16 protein-coding genes are annotated in these 17,150 nt (G+C 73.4%); 9 read left to right on the forward strand and 7 right to left on the reverse strand.

Annotated features, from left to right (window positions below; all coding sequences use genetic code 11):
• Positions 1 to 162: 162 nt before the first annotated feature.
• Both amrb99_RS12565 and amrb99_RS12570 read left to right on the forward strand, forming a co-directional pair.
• Positions 163 to 1,422 (forward strand): HNH endonuclease signature motif containing protein, encoded by a 1,260-nt coding sequence (locus amrb99_RS12565; protein WP_190856091.1) that lies wholly within the window; start codon positions 163 to 165, stop codon positions 1,420 to 1,422.
• Between the two features lie 179 nt (positions 1,423 to 1,601).
• A complete protein-coding gene (locus tag amrb99_RS12570; protein ID WP_190856092.1) occupies positions 1,602 to 2,375 on the forward strand; it encodes a hypothetical protein in 774 nt (257 codons plus the stop codon).
• On the opposite strand, the gene amrb99_RS12575 is transcribed toward amrb99_RS12570, so the two are convergent.
• The 3 genes from amrb99_RS12575 to amrb99_RS12585 are packed head-to-tail and all read right to left on the reverse strand — an operon-like array spanning position 2,364 to position 5,448.
• A complete protein-coding gene (locus amrb99_RS12575) occupies positions 2,364 to 3,392 on the reverse strand; it encodes an S-adenosylmethionine:tRNA ribosyltransferase-isomerase (RefSeq protein ID WP_190856093.1) in 1,029 nt (342 codons plus the stop codon). The genes amrb99_RS12570 and amrb99_RS12575 overlap by 12 nt on opposite strands.
• Entirely contained in the window at positions 3,389 to 4,762 is a 1,374-nt protein-coding gene (locus amrb99_RS12580) for an MFS transporter (RefSeq protein WP_190856094.1), read from the reverse strand. Before amrb99_RS12580 ends, amrb99_RS12575 begins: the two co-directional genes overlap by 4 nt.
• Positions 4,759 to 5,448 carry an SDR family oxidoreductase gene (locus amrb99_RS12585; protein ID WP_190856095.1) on the reverse strand — a complete coding sequence of 230 codons (690 nt, stop codon included), beginning with the start codon at positions 5,446 to 5,448 and terminating at the stop codon, positions 4,759 to 4,761. Before amrb99_RS12585 ends, amrb99_RS12580 begins: the two co-directional genes overlap by 4 nt.
• Positions 5,449 to 5,637: 189 nt before the next feature.
• On the opposite strand from amrb99_RS12585, the gene amrb99_RS12590 reads away from it, so the two are divergent.
• From amrb99_RS12590 to amrb99_RS53095, 5 genes are all read left to right on the forward strand, one after another.
• Positions 5,638 to 6,777, forward strand: coding sequence for a GAF domain-containing sensor histidine kinase (locus amrb99_RS12590; protein ID WP_241755495.1), 1,140 nt, complete (start codon positions 5,638 to 5,640; stop codon positions 6,775 to 6,777).
• The gene (locus tag amrb99_RS12595; protein WP_190856097.1) at positions 6,774 to 7,496 is read left to right on the forward strand and encodes a response regulator; all 723 of its coding nucleotides are present in this window, start codon (positions 6,774 to 6,776) and stop codon (positions 7,494 to 7,496) included. Before amrb99_RS12590 ends, amrb99_RS12595 begins: the two co-directional genes overlap by 4 nt.
• A gap of 36 nt (positions 7,497 to 7,532) precedes the next feature.
• A complete protein-coding gene (locus amrb99_RS12600; RefSeq protein ID WP_190856098.1) occupies positions 7,533 to 8,318 on the forward strand; it encodes a protein phosphatase 2C domain-containing protein in 786 nt (261 codons plus the stop codon).
• Positions 8,319 to 8,812: 494 nt separating this feature from the next.
• Positions 8,813 to 9,139 (forward strand): DUF2752 domain-containing protein, encoded by a 327-nt coding sequence (locus amrb99_RS12605; RefSeq protein ID WP_190856143.1) that lies wholly within the window; start codon positions 8,813 to 8,815, stop codon positions 9,137 to 9,139.
• An 88-nt stretch (positions 9,140 to 9,227) separates the two neighbouring features.
• A complete protein-coding gene (locus amrb99_RS53095; protein ID WP_190856099.1) occupies positions 9,228 to 9,971 on the forward strand; it encodes an RDD family protein in 744 nt (247 codons plus the stop codon).
• Between the two features lie 90 nt (positions 9,972 to 10,061).
• On the opposite strand, the gene amrb99_RS12615 is transcribed toward amrb99_RS53095, so the two are convergent.
• On the reverse strand, positions 10,062 to 10,817 hold the full coding sequence (locus amrb99_RS12615; protein ID WP_190856100.1) for a hypothetical protein: 756 nt from the start codon (positions 10,815 to 10,817) through the stop codon (positions 10,062 to 10,064).
• Between the two features lie 241 nt (positions 10,818 to 11,058).
• Between amrb99_RS12615 and amrb99_RS12620 the strand changes: the two genes are divergently transcribed.
• Positions 11,059 to 11,847, forward strand: a complete 789-nt coding sequence (locus tag amrb99_RS12620; protein WP_190856101.1) for an ABC transporter ATP-binding protein — start codon at positions 11,059 to 11,061, stop codon at positions 11,845 to 11,847.
• 125 nt (positions 11,848 to 11,972) lie between these two features.
• Complete coding sequence (locus amrb99_RS12625) at positions 11,973 to 12,749, forward strand: sulfite exporter TauE/SafE family protein (RefSeq protein WP_190856102.1); 777 nt, start codon at positions 11,973 to 11,975, stop codon at positions 12,747 to 12,749.
• 541 nt (positions 12,750 to 13,290) lie between these two features.
• Here the strand turns inward: amrb99_RS12625 and amrb99_RS12630 are convergent.
• The 3 genes from amrb99_RS12630 to amrb99_RS12640 form a co-directional block, all read right to left on the reverse strand.
• Positions 13,291 to 13,539 (reverse strand): hypothetical protein, encoded by a 249-nt coding sequence (locus tag amrb99_RS12630; RefSeq protein ID WP_190856103.1) that lies wholly within the window; start codon positions 13,537 to 13,539, stop codon positions 13,291 to 13,293.
• A 90-nt stretch (positions 13,540 to 13,629) separates the two neighbouring features.
• Complete coding sequence (locus tag amrb99_RS12635) at positions 13,630 to 14,547, reverse strand: Rieske (2Fe-2S) protein (RefSeq protein ID WP_190856104.1); 918 nt, start codon at positions 14,545 to 14,547, stop codon at positions 13,630 to 13,632.
• Positions 14,548 to 14,864: 317 nt separating this feature from the next.
• Entirely contained in the window at positions 14,865 to 17,099 is a 2,235-nt protein-coding gene (locus amrb99_RS12640; RefSeq protein WP_190856105.1) for a molybdopterin-dependent oxidoreductase, read from the reverse strand.
• Positions 17,100 to 17,150: the final 51 nt, after the last annotated feature.

A 17,150-nucleotide genomic window follows, 5' to 3' on the forward strand; every position in this document is an offset into this window, starting at 1 on the left:
CCGGGTCGCGCCACCTCACCACTCCCTTCCGCGCGCGTGTTCCAACGGGTGAGGCTGCCAGCGGTGCTGTGGGAATAGCCGCCATTTGAATACCGGAGAGTGTCCGCATTGCAGCAGTGAATTCGGGATGCAATCACCGGTCACGGTGAGTAGAATGCGGGTATGCATTCCGTGACGGTCGAGTTGGCGGGCGCGTCCACCGCAGAATTGGTGGACGCGCTCTCAACGATCGCCACTGAACTCGCCAAGAGGGATGTCCCCGAATCAGCGGCCGCGTGCCTGGAACTCACCGAAACGCTCGCCGCCGCAACCGACCTCCAGGAAAGCGCGATGGCCGGTTTCATCGGCCGCGTCGACGCGGCAGGTGAACATGCCCGGTGGGGATACCCCTCCCCCAAGGCATGGCTGCGGTCCCGTCTGGGGATGCGCGACAACCGCGCCAAAGACCGCCTGGCACTGGCTCGCCAGCGCCACCGCCTTCCACAAGTCGCCCAGCGGCTGGCGGCTGGGGAGCTGTCGATCGGCTACGCCACCACCATTGCGGACTCGGTCGCGCGGCTGGACGACATCGACTGCGCGCAGGCTGAGACGCTGCTACTGGAGATGGCCGATGAAGGGTTCTCGGCCGGGAAGGTCGCCGCGTTCGGCAGTCGCATCCGTGACGTCATCGCCGAACGCGACGGCACCGAAGACGCACCCGACGAGGACACCCGCCGCGGCTACGCCAAGTCGTGGCTGACCACGACGCGGTCCCTCGATGGCGGCCGGTACGTCAAGGGCTGGTTGAACCCCGAAGACGCCGCGATCTGGGAAGGCACCCTGGCGCCATTGGCCAAGCCCGCCGGGCCTGATGACCGCCGGGACCTGGGCGAGCGCACCGCGGCCGCCTTGTCCGGCGTGTTGTCGGGCGGACACAAAGCCACGAAGGTCACCGTGATCTGTGACCTGGACACCCTCACCGGCGGCAACGCCCCGGCCCGGCTCATCGATGGGACGCCGATCCCCGCTGAGCAGGCCCGCCGCATCGCCCTCTCGGCCGGAGTCGCACCGCTCCTGCTGGGCAAGGGCAACACCCCGCTGTACCTGGGATGGCGCGAGCGGTTCGCGAGCCCGGCGCAGCGGCAGGTCCTGGAAGCCTTGTACCCCTCGTGTGCGGTGCGGGGGTGTGAGGTGCCCGGCACCTTGTGCGAAGTGGATCACGTTCACGGATGGGCGCTCGGCCGGTCGCCGACCGATATCGATCAGCTCACCCTGACGTGCGGGTGGCACAACCGGTTCAAGCACAGCCGCCCGGAGCAGATCCAGATCAGCAAGGATCGGGATGGGCGGTATGTGTATCGGTTGCTGCCGCCGGCCGATGCCCGGCCTGCGGCACCGAGCAATGGGCCACCGGGTGATCCCGCCCTCGACCGGGCCGCATGACCACCACCCACGTTCCCGCCACTGCCGGGCCTGCCTCGGATGCCTTTCGGTCTGGGGTGGCTGCGGCATGGCCACGTCTACGGCTGGGATGCCCGGGGCTGACGGTTCGGGGAACTGTGGGGGTGAGGGCCGCGTCGTACGGCGGACGGTCATCGGTGGGACGGGAGTGGTCTGTGGTTGTGGAGTTGGAGCTGGCGGATCCTGAGGACCTGTGGGCGGAGGCGTGCGCCACGGCCATGCTCAGCGTGGGCACCCCGGGGTGGGGTGCGGAGGTGCGGGACGACGGGGTGCGCACCGAGGACGTCGGCAACGGCTGGCACGGGATGAGCTGGGTCGAGGGCGGCCGGGCGATCCTGTACGGCTACGACGTCGACTACAGCGAGACCCGGCGCCAGGTGCCGCCCATCGACCTGCTGGCCGGTGGCCCGGCGTGGCTGCCCTGGGAGTGGCTGGCGGAGACGATGCGCGAGGAGCACATCGTCCAGTACGTCTACTGGTGGGACGGCTCGGCGTGGGCGCGTACGGAGTACCCGGACGGCCTGGAGGACGGCGGCGGCGGTGTGGGGCGCGACCACCAGGTCGAGGAGTCCTTCCTGGCGTGGGGCGACGACCCTGAGAGCGCGGCGGACGCGTTCGAGGACCTCATCCGCGCGGCGCGCGCGCGTGCGGTGGACCGGGACGTGGTCGAGGCGCTGTTGCGCCGTCTGGATCCCGAGCAATTCGACATCGCGCTGACCGGGCCGTTCGAAGCCGAGACGATCCTCGCGGTCGCTGGGCGGGCCGGGCTCACGGCGGGCTCGGCCCGTCCCGAGTTGCCTGCGGGGCGGGGCGAGCCGGCGGGGCGACGCGTGCACGTCATCGACCATCCCGGGCCGTGGGAGCCGTTCGAGGAGAGCTTCATGACCGACGGGATCCCCGCGCACCTCTGCTGGTCGCCGTCTCTAGGGAAGTAGCAGGTTCAGGTCCCCGAATTCATGCCACAAGTACCCCTCGTCCAGGGCGGCCTCGTAGGTGGCGGTGAGGAGGGCGTGGCCGGCTATGGCGGTGAGCATCATCAGGTGCGACGAGCGCGGCTCGTGGAGGCCGGTGAGAAGCCCGTCGACGGCGCGGACGCCGCCTTCGGGGGTGACGACGTGCTCGGTCCATCCCGAGGACGCCTGGACGTGTCCAGAGGCGTCCACGGCGGTCTCCAGGGCGCGGACGGCGGTGGTGCCGACGGCGACGACCCGTCCGCCATGGGAGCGGACGTGCCCGACGAGCGCGGCGGTGGCGGCCGGGACCTCGTAGCGCTCGGCGTACGGGGGTTCGTGGGCCTCAAGGGACGCGACGCCGGTGTGCAGGGTGATCGGGGCGATGAGGACGCCGCGCGACACCAGGCGGGTGACGAGTTCGGGGGTGAAGGGGCGGGCGGCGCTCGGCATCTCGGCGCCGCCCGTCGAGCGGTCGTGGGCGAAGGCGGTCTGGTACGCGGAGGTGGGCCAGTCGCGGCGGACGTGCCCGTACCGGATGGGGACGCCGTGGCCGCGCAGGTAGGGGACGACGTCGGTGCTGAGGCGGGCCTGCCAGAGCCGGTCGGTGCGGCGGCCGATGAGGGTGAGGGTGACGCCGCCGGGCATCGGGATCCATTCGCCGGGGCTGCCGCCGTCGTAGGGGAGGCTCGCCTTGCCGGACAGGCGGCGGAGCTCGACGATCCAGTCGCGGTCGTCGCCGTCGCCGGGCAGGGGCGTGGAGAAGTGCACGCTGATGCGGTCGAGGCGGACGGCTGCGGGCAGCGTGGCGGAGGTGTTGACCACGAGGAGGTCGCCGGGGTCCAGGAGCGACGGCAGGTCCCGGAACTCGTGGTGGGAGACCTCGCCCGTGGCGCGGCGGCCGACGAGGAGGCGGACGCCGTCGCGCGTCCGGCCGCGGGCCTCGGGCGGCTCGTGGGCTTCGAGGTCGGGCGGCAGGGTGAAGTCGATGATGTCGGTCATTTCCGGGCCTCCAGGCGGAGTGCGGCGACGACGCCGGCGGCGGCGATCGCGGCGAACATGACCCCGGCGGCGGCGAGCCCCGGGTGGAGGCGGCCGGTGCCGAAGCCGGTGACGAGCGCGCCCGCGGCGCCCACGACGAGGGACGAGCCGAGGGTGTCGGCGATCTGCAGGGCCGAGGAGTTGACGCCCTGCTCGTCCTCGGGGGACAGGTCCAGCATCAGGACGCTGAGGCTGCCGATCGCGAAGCCCATGCCGGCGCCGCCGACGATCCAGGCGGGCACGGCGGCCCAGCCGGACAGCTGGAGCGCGACGGTCACGGCGACGATCCCGGCGGCGACGAGCACCGCGCCGAGCAGCGCGAAGAACTCGCGGGACCGCTTGGACCGGCCCTGGATCTGGGACGCGGCGGACCAGCCGAGCGCCCCGACGGTCAGCACGACGCCGGCCTTGGTGGGGCTGAACCCGTGCAGCGAGGTGAGGGTCAGCGGGATGAACGAGTCGGCGCCGAAGAACGCGCCGGACAGCAGGCCGCGGACGACGACGACGCTGGGCAGCCCGCGCCGCATCCGGAGGGTCCCGGCGGGCAGCAGCCGGGGCAGCCCGTAGCCGAGCCCGGCGAGGCCGATCAGGGCGGCGGGCACCATGGCCCAGCCGGTGCGCCCGAGGCCGTAGAGGAGGAGCCCGGCGCCTGCGGCGGCCGCGATGGCGGCCGTGTAGCGGGTCCGGCCGGGGCCGTCCGGCGCGGCCTCGGACCGCCGGACGCCGCGCAGCGTCGGCGTCAGCAGCAGCGCGGGCGGGATGACCAGCGGGATCAGGCCGAGGAACACCCAGCGCCAGCCGAGGTGCTGGGCGACGGCGCCGCCGACGGCCGGGCCGACCAGCGACGGCAGCACCCACGCGGCCGACAGCGCGGCGAACACCCGGGACCGCAGGTGCTCGGGGTAGACGCGGGCGATGACCACGTACAGCGCGACCATCGGGACGCCGGAGCCGAGGCCCTGCACCGCGCGCCCGGCGACGAACAGCCACATCGTCGGCGCGGCGCCGGCGACGGCGAGCCCGGCCACGAACACCGCGAGGCCGATCATGAACGGGCGGGCCGGGCCGGACCGGTCGACCCAGCCGCCCGCCAGCACGGTGGACAGCAGGCTCGCGATCAGCGTCGCGCTGAACCCCCACGCGTACAGCGACAGCCCGTCGAGGTCCTTGGCGACGGCGGGCATGACGGTCCCGACGGACATCGACTCGAACGCCAGGAGGGTGACGACGAGGACGATCCCGAGGGTCGCCACCCGGTACCCGCCGTCCAGCACCCCCTGGCGCGGCCGTTCCCCGGCGGCGGCCTCGTCCGGTTCAAGGACCGTGGTCATCGCGCGGCCGCCAGGTCGGCGGCGCGGTACCGGCCGCTGGCGGGACGGCCGTCGACGAGCCGGCGGAACGCGGCGGCGGCCTCCTCGGGCGGCGGCGCGGCGTCGGCGTCCTCGCCGGCGGCGCGCAGCATGTCGGTGCGCATCTCCCCCGGGTCCGCCCACCAGACGCGGACGTACGGCTCCTCCGCCGCGAGCACGTTGGACAGCTGCTCCAGCGCCGCCTTGGACGACCCGTAGCCGCCCCACGTCTCGTAGTTCTCGACCGCGGCGTCCGAGGTGACGTTGAGGATCGCGCCCTGCCGGTCACGCAGGAGCGGCAGGACGGCCTGGATCAGCGCGAGCGGCGCGAGGACGTTCGTCGCGTACGTCGCGGCGAGGTCGGCCACCGGCTGGTCGGCGAGCCGGGGCAGCGGCGTCGTCCCGAGGGTGCTCGCGTTGTTGACGAGCAGGTCGAGCCCGCCGGAGACCGCGCGGGCGAGGTCGGCGCGATGAGCGGCGTCGGCGACGTCCCCGGCGATCGCGGTGACGTCGCCGCCGATCTCCCGGGCCGCGGCCTCCAGCGCCGCGGCGTCGCGGCCGTCGATGACGAGCGCCCAGCCGTCCCCGGCGAGCTCGCGGGCCAGCGCCCGGCCGAGCCCCCGGGATCCTCCAGTGATCAGTGCTGTCTTTCCAGCGGCCGTCTTCATGCCCTCGACGCTAGGAAGCGGGCCGCGATACGGCATCGGCCATCGGCCCCCGGGCCCGCTCCGCAAATGGTCTTAGGACTCCCGGACCCCCTTGCCGGCGCTCGCGTCCGGAGGCGCGGCGGCAAAACCGAGTACGGTCTTCACATGTGCGCGTCGAAGGGCGCGCTAAGGGGGAGACGAGAGGCCGGAATGGGCGACGCGGAAGGGCTCGGAGCCGGGCAGGGCGCGACCCTGCACGCGGTGAGCTCCGCCGTGCTCGCCGTCACCCGCCACCTGTCGGTCCACGAGGTGCTGCAGGTGATCGTCCGGGCCGCCGCGCGGCTGCTGGACGCCCGGTACGCGGCCCTCGGCGTGCCCGACGACGAGGGCTCGTTCGCCGAGTTCGTGGTCGAGGGCGTCTCCGACGAGGACTGGGAGCGGATCGGCCCGCTGCCCCGCCAGCACGGCATGCTCGCGGCGATGCTGCGCGGCGACACGCCGAAGCGGCTGGCCGACATCCGCCGCGAGCCCGAGTTCGAGGGCTGGCCCGTCGCGCACCCCGTGCTGAAGGACTTCCTGGGCGTGCCGATCAAGGACGGCGAGGACGTCCTCGGCATCATCTTCCTGGCCAACAAGAAGCGGCCCGGCGGGTTCACCCAGGACGACGAGGACCTGCTCGCGCTGTTCGCCGCGCACGCCGCGATCGCGATCACCAACGCCCGCCTCTACGAGCACAACCGCGAGCTGACGGTCGTCGCCGAGCGGAACCGGCTGGCCCGCGAGCTGCACGACGCCGTCGCGCAGAAGCTGTTCTCGCTGCGGCTGACGGCGCGCACCGCGGCCGCGCTGGCGGAGAAGGACCCGGTCCGGACCGCCGAGGAGCTGGAGCAGGTGGAGCGGCTCGCCGCCGACGCGCTCGCCGAGCTGCGCGCGGTCATCTTCGAGCTGCGCCCCGCCGACCTCGCGGACGGCCTCGTCGCGTCGCTGCGCAAGCACGCCGAGGTGCTGGACCGGGCGCACGAGACCGCCGTCCGGTTCACCGCGGGCGAACCGGTCGTCCTGGCGGAGGACCAGGAGGCGGTCGTGCTGCGGATCGCGCAGGAGGCCGTCTACAACGCGCTGCGACACGCCGGGGCGCGGACGGTCGACGTGAGCCTGCGCGTGCTGGACGGCAGCGCCGTGCTGGAGGTCGCCGACGACGGGGCGGGGTTCGCCGCGTCCGACGGCGACCAGCAGGGCGGGCTCGGCCTCGCGTCCATGCGCGACCGGGCGTGCTCGATCGGCGGGACGTTCGGCATCGAGGCCGCGCCCGGGCGCGGCACGACGGTGCGGCTGGAGGTGCCGCTGTGACGCCGCCGCCCGCGCCGCCGATCCGGGTGCTGATCGCCGACGACCATCCGGTCGTCCGGCAGGGGCTGCGCACGTTCCTCGGCATCCAGGACGACATCGAGGTGGTCGGCGAGGCGGAGGACGGCACGTCGGCGGTGACGCTGGCCGAATCGCTGAAGCCCGATATCGTGCTGATGGACCTCAAGATGCCGGGCGCCGACGGCGTGACCGCGCTGACGGAGTTGCGGGCTCGGGGGGTGGAGGCGCGGGTGCTGATCCTGACCAGCGTCACCGAGCGCGGGCACGTGCTGCCGGCGGTGCAGGCGGGCGCGGCCGGCTACCTGTACAAGGACGTGGACCCGCGCGCCCTCGTCCAGGCGATCAGGGCGGTGCACGACGGGCATGTGCTGTTCGCCCCGGACGCGGCGGAGGCGATGCTGCGCGCGGAGCCCGAGCGCGAGCCGGCCGACCGCGGCCTGGGCGCGCTCACCGAACGGGAACGGGAGGTGCTCGTGCACATCGCGCGGGGGAGGTCCAACCGGGAGATCGCCCGCGCGCTCGTGGTCTCGGAGAAGACGGTCAAGACGCACGTCAGTAATCTGCTCATGAAACTGGGAGTGCAGGATCGGACGCAGGCGGCGCTCTACGCCGTCCGGCACGGCGTCGGGCGGGACGGCACCGCCCGGGACGGTGCCGGCCGGGATGGCGCGGACCGGGCCGGGGAGGCCGCTCGTGAGTGATACAACTCCTCTGACAGGATCGTCATCGAAATCGGTATGAACGTAGCAATCAGGTACGCAGCAGGCAGTGACATCGGGTGCAACCGAGAGAACAACGAGGACTCGGGCTACGCCGGTGCGCGGTTGATCGCGGTCGCGGACGGCATGGGCGGCTATGCCGGCGGCGAGGTCGCGAGCTCGACCGTCATCGGCTCGCTGCGCTCGCTGGACACCGGCGCCCATGGTGACGATCTGGTCGAGAGCCTCGGCCGCGCGGTCGCGGAGGCCAACGAGAAGTTGCGCATCGTCCGCGAGGAGCGGCCCGACCTGAGCCGGATGGGCACCACGCTCACCGCGATGCTGTGGTCGGGCGAGTCGGTCGCCCTGGCGCACATCGGCGACTCCCGCGGCTACCTGCTGCGCGACGGCGAGCTGTTCCAGATGACCCAGGACCACACGATGGACGAGCTGCTCAAGGCGGAGGCCGAGCAGGCGGGGCAGACCGCCGACCCGGCCGAGACGTCGCGGCTGTCGCACGTGCTGTACCGGGTGCTGGACGGGCGCGACGACCGCGAGCCGGACCTGCGGTTGCGCGAGGCCCGCCTCGGCGACCGCTACCTGCTCTGCTCGGACGGCCTCAGCGGCCCGGTCGACGCGCAGCGGATCTACGAACTGCTGTCCGCGGAGGCCGACCCGCAGCGCGCCGTCGCCGCCCTGATCGAGGAGGCGCGGGCCAACGGCGGCCCCGACAACATCACCGCGGTCGTGGCGGACGTCGTCGAGGCGGAGTACCACGCCGACGCCGGCGGTCCCGTGACCGTGGGCGCCGCGGCCCAGTCCTGAACCCGGCGCGGCCGCGCCCGCGGCCGCCCGTACGGCCGTGCGCGCCCACCCGCGTCCGCCTGCCCGTGTACGCCTGCCCGTGTACGCCTGCCCGTGTACGCCTGCCCGTGTACGCCCGTGTCCGCCTTCCCGTGTCCGCCTTCCCGGGTCCGCTCGCGTGCGTTCCCGTGCTGCTCGCGACGCGATTCGTGGCATCCGTAACCCATAACTCTGCCCGCGTAGCTGGCGATTTGTCCTAGTCTTGCTCCGAGGTGGGCTCAGCGTGCCCTCGGTAACGGTCGCGTCGCGGATCGTCGCCCGCACTTGACCCGCCTCCGGGTGCACCCGGTATACGGGTCACTCAGCCGTTTGTCTTCGAGGCGGAGGATTCGTTGGGGGGAGCGCCCGGGGCGGCGGCCGCCGGTGCACCGGAGGGTGCGCTCGGCCGGCTCGTCAGCCGGACCCTCACCGCAGCGCGGCACGGCCCACGAGGCGTGCTGCTGCGCGTTGCGGCGATGGCCGTTGCGGCCGTCGGCGTTTCATGGATCCACCGCCTCCACGACCCCGGCGTGCTCTGCCCCCTGCGGGCGCTCACCGGTCTCCCGTGTCCCCTGTGCGGGGGGACCACCGTGTTCATCGAGGCGGGCGAGGGCCATCCGGTCCGCGCCGTCCTCGCGAACCCGCTGGCCCTGACCGGTGCGGCCGCCGTCGCCCTCGCCCCCCTGGGGCTCGGAGGACGGTGGTGGGCACTCCAGCCGAAGACCCGTGCCCGAATGCTCGGCGCCGCCCTCGTCGGGTCGGAGCTGTGGCAGCTCGTCCGGTTCGGTGTTCTGCGGGTTTGAGCCGCGGTCGATCGTCGGTCAGACTTGCGGAGCCCTCCGGGTCCGGCGGGCGTCACATATCCACAGGGTCAATCAATAAGGAGCAAGTGTGGGTAACCCCTACGACCCGTACGGTCAGCAGCCGGGCTACGGGCAACAGCAGCAGCCCGGGTACGGGCAACAGCAGCAGCCCGGTTACGGCCAGCCCCCGGCCCAGCAGCCCGGATACGGTCAGCAGCAGCCCGGTTACGGCCAGCCCCCGGCGCAGCCGGGCTACGGCCAGCCGCCGGCGCAGCCCGGTTACGGCCAGCCCCCCGCGGCGCAGCCGGGCTACGGCCAGCCGCCCGCCGCGCAGCCGGCCTACGGCGCCCCCCCGGCCCCGGCGCAGCCGGCCTACCAGGAGGTGCACCACCACCACTACGGCTCGACCGGCCAGCTGGCCGAGTGGGGCTCGCGTGCCGGTGCCACCATCATCGACGGGCTGATCATCGGCGCGCCCGTCGGCATCCTCTACTTCATCGCCCTCCTGCTGATGGGCAGCGGCAGCGGCGGCGGCGCGTTCCTCGGCCTGCTGTTCCTGCTGGTCGCCATCGTCATCGGCTTCGGCGGCGGCATCTGGATGATCTACCAGGAGGGCACCACCGGCCAGACCATCGGCAAGCGCCAGATGGGCATCAAGGTCGTCAGCGCCCAGACCGGGCAGGTCCTCGGCTTCGGCGGCGCCTTCGTCCGGCGCCTCGCCCACTTCGCCGACAGCATCGCCTGCGACATCGGCTACCTGTGGCCGCTGTGGGACGAGCGCAAGCAGACCTTCGCCGACAAGATCTGCAACACCCTCGTCGTCCGCACCTGAGCACTCGCGGCGCACTGAAGCGGGGCGTCCCTCCGGGGACGTCCCGCTTTCCTTTTTGGCACGTTCTCATCACCGCGCCGGAGAGGGCGCCTACGGGACGGGATCGAACGCGCTGTTGCACGCGGCCACCCGCGCCCGCCGCACCGCCCGGTCGAGCAGCCGCAGCGCCTCACTCCGGCGGCGCATCTGGTCGGCGGTGAGGCCGCGCTCGTCCATCCGCCGCGCCAGGTCCACGACCAGGGCCAGCCGGCCCGCCAGCGCCGCCACCCTGTGCGCGCGCGGCGGATACCCGGGCGCCAGCGGATGGTCGCCGCGGTGCGGGTCGCGCAGGTCGGCCAGCGCGTCCGCGATCTCCGGCGGCACCCCGGACACGTCGTCCACCGCCAGCAGCGCCTCCGTCGCGTCCCGCATCGCCAGCGTCAGCTGCCGGTCGGCGTCGGCCAGGCCCGGCACGTCCGGCGGGTTCGCGGACGCGTCGTGCGTCGTCCAGCGCACCCCGACGTACGACGAGCCGCGCCGGTCCTCCTCGGGGACCAGCCCGATCGCCCGGTCGCCGAGCAGCGCGACCACCGCCGCGCCCGCGTCGATCGCGGACCGGTTGAACTCGGCCGGGCCGGTCAGCCCCAGCGGGTCGCCCGGCTCGGGCAGCGCCAGCCGCAGCGCGGTCAGCCCGCCGACGCGCAGGTCGCCGAGCCCGCGGCGCAGTGTCACCTCGGCGGGCTCGCCGCCGAGGATCTGCGGGCCCCCCGCCTTCTCGACCGCGTCCACCGCCTCGTCCAGGCCGACGCTGCCCGTCAGCCAGGCATTGCCCCACGCGACCAGCGCGGTCGCCACGTCCCTGCTCATCCCGTCCGAGCTCATCGCGTCCGACACTCCCCAATGGACATGCGATCCACCATAAGCGCTCGGATCGCCACTGCCATCGGGCCCGCGGGACGTTCCTCCCTTCCGGTGCGCGCGGGACGGGCGGCTCGGCGGGGAGCCGGGGGGCGGCGGAGGCCCGGCATCGCATAGGTTCTTTCCTGGAGAACGGACCGGTCCGGACCGGGACCGGTGGGATCACCGGGAATGGGGACGAAGGCGCGCGATGGCCGGCGAGGTACTTCAGCTCCGCGGAGTCGGGGTCAAGCGCGGGGGCTCGGCCCTGCTGCGCGATGTCACGTGGACGGTGAACGAGGGCGAGCGGTGGGTCATCGTCGGCCCCAACGGCGCGGGCAAGACGACGCTGCTGCAGGTCGCCGCCGCGATGATGCACCCCACCGAGGGGTCGGTGGAGATCCTGGAGGAGGAGCTCGGCCGCACCGACGTGTTCGAGCTGCGGCCCCGCATCGGCCTCGCCAGCACCGCGCTCGCCGAGAAGGTCCCCGCCGGCGAGAAGGTCATCGACCTCGTGCTGACCGCCTCGTACGCCATCCTCGGCCGCTGGCAGGAGGAGTACGACTCCACCGACGTCAGCCGCGCCGTCGCGCTGCTGGACGCCCTCGGCTGCGCCGAGCTGATGAGCCGGACGTTCACCACCCTGTCGGAGGGCGAGCGCAAGCGCGTGCAGATCGCCCGCGCGCTGATGCCCGACCCCGAGCTGCTGCTGCTGGACGAGCCCGCCGCGGGCCTCGACCTCGGCGGCCGCGAGGACCTCGTCGCCCGGCTCGCCGTCCTCGCCGACGACCCCACCGCCCCGACGATGGCGATGGTCACCCACCACGTCGAGGAGGTCCCCGACGGCTTCACCCACGCGCTGCTGCTGCGCCGGGGCGAGATCGTCGCGCAGGGCAAGGTCGACGAGGTGTTCACCGCCGAGCACCTGACGGACTGCTTCGGCCTGCCGCTCACCATCGAGAGGCAGGGCGGCCGCTGGTACGCGCGCGCCGTCCGCTGAGCGCGCCCCTCCCGGCGTTCCGGGCCGACCACCAGGTAACGGGCACCCCCATTACCGTCCTGAGCTGCGCTGTCCCTACCATCATGAGCGCCGTTGCCAACCGCTAGCGCTGGGATGGGGCCCTCTTGAACCTGCTGGACGCGGCCGCGGTCTTCGCGGCCGGGGTCGCCGCCGGAGGCATCAACACCGTCGTGGGCTCCGGCTCCCTGATCACGTTCCCGACGCTGGTGGCGCTCGGCTACGTACCGGTCGTGGCGAACGTGTCCAACAACATCGGCCTCGTCCCCGGCGGCGTCACCGGCGCCTACGGGTACCGCGCCGAACTGAAGGGCCAGCGCGCCCGGCTGCTGCGGCTCGGCAGCGCCTCCCTGATCGGCGCCGTGATCGGCGCGCTGCTGCTGCTCGGCCTGCCCGCCTCCGCGTTCAAGTTCATCGTCCCGATCCTGATCGTCATCGCGCTGATCCTCGTCGTCGTCCAGCCCCGGCTCCAGAGCTGGATCCGCACGCGGCGCGAGGACGGCGGCGGCGGCCACGCGCACGGCGGACCCTGGCTGTGGCTCGGCGTGCTGCTCGCCGGCATGTACGGCGGCTACTTCGGCGCCGCGCAGGGCATCGTGCTGATCGCACTGCTCGGCATCATGCTGGACGACGACCTCCAGCGGCTCAACGCGAGCAAGAACGTGCTGTCGGCCATCGTCAACGGCACGGCGGCGATCATGTTCATCGCCACCTGGCTGTTCGGCGACACCGGGATCAACTGGTGGGCGGTACTGCTGATCGCGGCGGGCTCCACCGTCGGCGGCTTCATCGGCGCCAAGGTGGGCCGCCGCATCCCGCCCCTCGTCCTCCGCGGCGTCATCGTCGTCGTCGGCCTCGTGGCCATCGTGAACCTGCTGCGTTAACCCAGGGGGGCGACCCCCTGGAACCCCCGTCACGACGGAGGGGCTGTTTCCCGCTCCGCTGGCGCTCCGCGTGAAACAGCCCCTCCGTCGCCGGGCGTGCCCGCTGCGCTCGCTGGCGCTCGCTCCGCGTGCACGCCCGTGTTAGCCCAGGGGGGCGACCCCCTGGAACCCCCGTCACGGTCGGCAGGCTGTTTCCCCGCTCCGCTGGCGCTCCGCGGCGAAACAGCCTGCCGACCGGCGGGCGTGCCCGCTGCGCTCGCTGCACTCGCTCCGCGTGCACGCCCGTGAGGTGGCTGAGCTTCAACCCGCCGGGGCTGGGCTTCAACCTGCCGGGGCCGGGCTTCGACCTGCTGGGGCTGGGCTTCCACCTGTCGGGTCGGGGTTCAACCTGTCGGGCTGGGGTTCGACCGCCGGGGTCGAGGTCCAACCCGTCGGGGCTGGGGTTCGACCGCCGGGGTCGAGGTCCAACCCGTCGGGGCTGGGGTTATGGCTGTCGGGGGTGAGCTTTCAACTGCAGGGGGTGGGGGTGGGCGGGTTGGGGTCAGGTGGGTGGGGTGGGGTCGTCGGGGTGGGCGTCGCTGTTGGGGTACTCGACCAGGGCCAGGACGCGGCTGGCCATGAAGCGGGCCGTGCGGACCGGGGTGCCGGTGCGGGTGACCTCGCTGACCTCCACCACGCCGCGCCGCGTCGCGACCTCCACGCGCCGCCCCGCCCGGGCGGCGACCACCTCGTACGTCCGCGTCCCCTCGCCGCCGGCGTCGATCACGATCTCGACCCTGTCGCCCTTCATCGGCGCGAACCTCCGATCGTCGAACGTATATTCGACTTATACCCCGAAACGGGTCTCGCGAACCGCCGCGAAGAGGGCGAAACGCGCTGGTCAGCCCGTGGGACGGACCTGGACGATCCCGTCGGTCACCCGGGTCTCGAAGGAGGGCTGGCGGGCGGTCGCGGGGCCGTGCACGACCGAGCCGTCCCGGACCCGGAAGGTGCTGCTGTGCCACGGGCAGACGATGCAGGTCTCGGCGTTGTCGTCGGTGGTGACGCGGCCCTGGTGCAGCGGCCCGGCGAGGTGGCTGCACCGGTCGGCGAGGACGTTGATCTCGTCGCCCTCGCGCAGCACGAACAGGCTGATGTAGCCGAGGCGGCGGTGCACCGGCCAGCCGTCCGGCAGCTCCTCGGCGGCGCACAGGTCGTGCCAGCCGGTCGCGACGAGGTGGGACGTCTGGTCGGCGTGGCTGGCGCCCGCGGCCTGCCGGAACGCCAGGTGCCCGCCGAGGTAGGTGCCGCCGAGCAGCACGGTGAGGCCCGCGAAGCCGAACGCCTTCCCGGCGCCGTCCCGTCCCTGGTAGCGGGCGGCGAGGGACGCCGTGTAGAGCATGCTCGCGGTGGCCGTCGCGGACGCGTGCACGAGGCCGACGCGCTGCTGCTCGCGGTGCAGCGCGGACCAGTCGGCGATGCCCGTGAGCACGGTCGGGACGGCCCCGACGAGCCCGGCGGCGACGAGCGTCTGGGAGGCGCGCGCCGTCCCCGGCATGAGGTCGAGGATCGCCGACGACATCCAGCAGCCGATCGGCACGTCGGTGAGGGGTGTGTGCGCGGGATGCCCGAACGGGACGCCGTGCAGGGTGTCCTTCAGCGGGCCGGGGCGGAGCGTCTTGCGCACGGCGGTGGACAGCACCCGGATGGTGCGGTCGAGGCCGCTCGCGCGCTCGATGGTCTCCGTCGCGTCCGCCAGCCGCTGCGACGCCTGTGTCCGCGCGCCGCGCCGGAAGATGTTGCTCGACCGCCGGTTCATGTCCCTCCCTCGGGTGCGTGCGGGCGGCCCGCCCGAGGCGGCGCCCGGACCCATCGGTTCCGTCCGGCCCACTGGTTAGAGACGGCCGTAATGGGACGCTCGATTGCGAGGTTAGTCGATCCCCCGTGTGACGTTCGAGGCGGCCCGAGCCGCCCGCGGCGAGGGATACCTACCTGGACGCGCCTGGGCTAAACACGGCCCGCCAACGGGCGCGCACGCGGAGCGAGATCGGCGAACGGGCCGTTTCGCGCGGAGCGGGAAACGGCCCGTTCGCCGTGACGGGGATTCCAGGGGGTCGCTCCCCTGGGAAGGCCAGGTCAGGGACGTACCGGTGTCAGGGTGACGGGGACGCCGTTGAACACGGCGTTGCCGGACAGCGGGTCGATCTCCTGCTCGTCGGTGACGGCGTTCACGTTCACCCCGGCGTGCTCGCGGGCGACGGCGGTGCGGGTGCCGGGACGGTCGTGCCCCCAGCCGTGCGGGAGGCTCACGACGCCCGCCATGACGGTGTCGGTGGGCTCGGCGACGGCGTCCACGGACCCGGTCCGGGAGGCGACCCGGACGGTGTCTCCCGCGCCGACGCCGAGCCGGGCCGCGTCGGCGGTGTTGAGCTGGAGCGTGCAGGTGTTGGAGCCGCGCACCAGTTCCGGGACGTTGTGCAGCCAGCTGTTGTTGGACCGCAGGTGCCGCCGCCCGATGAGCACGAAGCCCTCGTCCGACGGGCTGTGCGCGCGCAGCGCGGTGTGCAGGCGGTCGACGTCGGCGGCGCAGGTGGACGGGCACAGCTCGACGCGCCCGGACGTCGTGCACAGCACCTCGTCGATGCGGGGCTTGAGGGCGCCGAGGTCGAGGCCGTGCGGGTGCTCGGTGCGCAGCCGGGTGAGGGTCAGGCCGGACGGGTCGGCGCCGAAGCCGTCGCCGTAGGGGCCGAGCCGCAGCATCATGTCGAGCCGCTGCTCGGTGAGGGTGCCGCTTTCGGCCAGCATCTTGCGCAGCTCGTCCGCCTCGCGGCCGTGCACGGGCGAGCCGGGCAGCGTGGTCGCCTTCCGCAGCGTCGTCGAGATGATCATCTCGTCGAGCGCGGCGGGGTCGCCGTCGGCGCCGGACGCGGCGAGCGCGAGGCGCGCGAGCAGGTCGGACTCGCTCGGCCGCCCGTCCGGCAGCGGCACGACCGGCGGCGAGTAGCGGGCGTAGTCGCGGACGGCGAGGCCGGTCAGCGCGATGTCGTAGTGCGGCGTCTGCGCCGGACGCGGCGGCGGCAGGATCACGTGCGCGTGCCGGGTCGTCTCGTTCAGGTACGGGTCGACGCTCACCATGAAGTCGAGGCCGGCGAGCGCGCGGTCGAGGCGGGCGGCGTTCGGCGCGGACAGCGCGGGGTTCCCGCCGATGGTGACCAGCGCCCGGATCCGGCCCTCGCCGGGCGTCTCGATCTCGTCGGCCAGGGTCGCGACGGGGAACTCGCCGTTGACCTCGGGCAGGTCCCGGACGCGGCTGCGCCACCGCCCGGTGGTGAACGGCTTCTTGCGCCGGTACACGGGCGCGTGCGCGGGGCGCGGGAACATCGCGCCGCCGGGCCGGTCCAGGTTGCCGGTCAGCACGTTCAGGACGTCCACGAGCCAGCTGTTGAGCGTCCCGAACGCCTGCGTGCACGTGCCGATGCGCCCGTAGACGGCGGCGCGGTCGGCGGCGGCCAGCTCGCGCGCGGTCCGGCGGATCGTCTCGGCGGGGACGCCGGTGACGGGCGCGACGCGCTCGGGCGCGAAGTCGACGGCCAGGGCCCGCATGTCCGCCAGCCCGTTGACCATGCCGTCGAGGCGCACCGTGACGAGGTCCTCGGCGAACAGCGTGTGGACGAGCCCCATCAGCAGGAACGCGTCCGTCCCCGGGCGGATGAACAGGTGCTCGTCGGCGAGCGCCGCCGTCCGCGTGCGGCGCGGGTCGACGACGACGACCTTCCCGCCGCGCGCGCGGATCGCCTTCAGCCGGCCGGGGAAGTCGGGCGCCGACGCGAGGCTCCCGTTGGACTCCAGCGGGTTCGCGCCCAGCATCAGCAGGTGCCCGGTCCGGTCGAGGTCCGGCACCGGGATGGCGAGCGGGTCGCCGAACATGTGCCCGCAGCTCACGTGCTTCGGCATCTGGTCGGCGGTGCTCGCGGTGTACAGGTTGCGGGTGCCGAGCGCCTTCACGATCGCCGACGCGTACAGCGGCCCCGCCACCGAGTGCGCCGTCGGGTTGCCGATGTAGACGGCCACCGCGTCCCGCCCGTACCGCTCGACGACCCGCGCCAGCTCCCGCCGGACCGTCGCGAACGCCTCGTCCCAGCCGGCCGCCCGGTGGGCGTCGCCGTCGCGGACGAGCGCCTCCTGGAGCCGGTCGGGGTCGCCGTCGAGGACCCCGAGCGTCGCGCCCTTCGGACACAGGAACCCTTTGCTGAACGGGTCGTCCCTGTCGCCGCGCACGCGCGTCACCGCGCCGCCGTCGTCGAGGGTCAGCTCCAGCCCGCAAAGGGCTTCGCAGAGGGGACAGGTGCGGAAGGCCGTGCGGTCGCCCATGTGTCGACGCTCCTCCTGTGGGGCCGAACTCCATTCTGTCGCGTAATTCCG

The sequence above is a fragment of the Actinomadura sp. RB99 genome (assembly GCF_014706005.1).
Classification (GTDB): Bacteria; Actinomycetota; Actinomycetes; order Streptosporangiales; family Streptosporangiaceae; genus Spirillospora.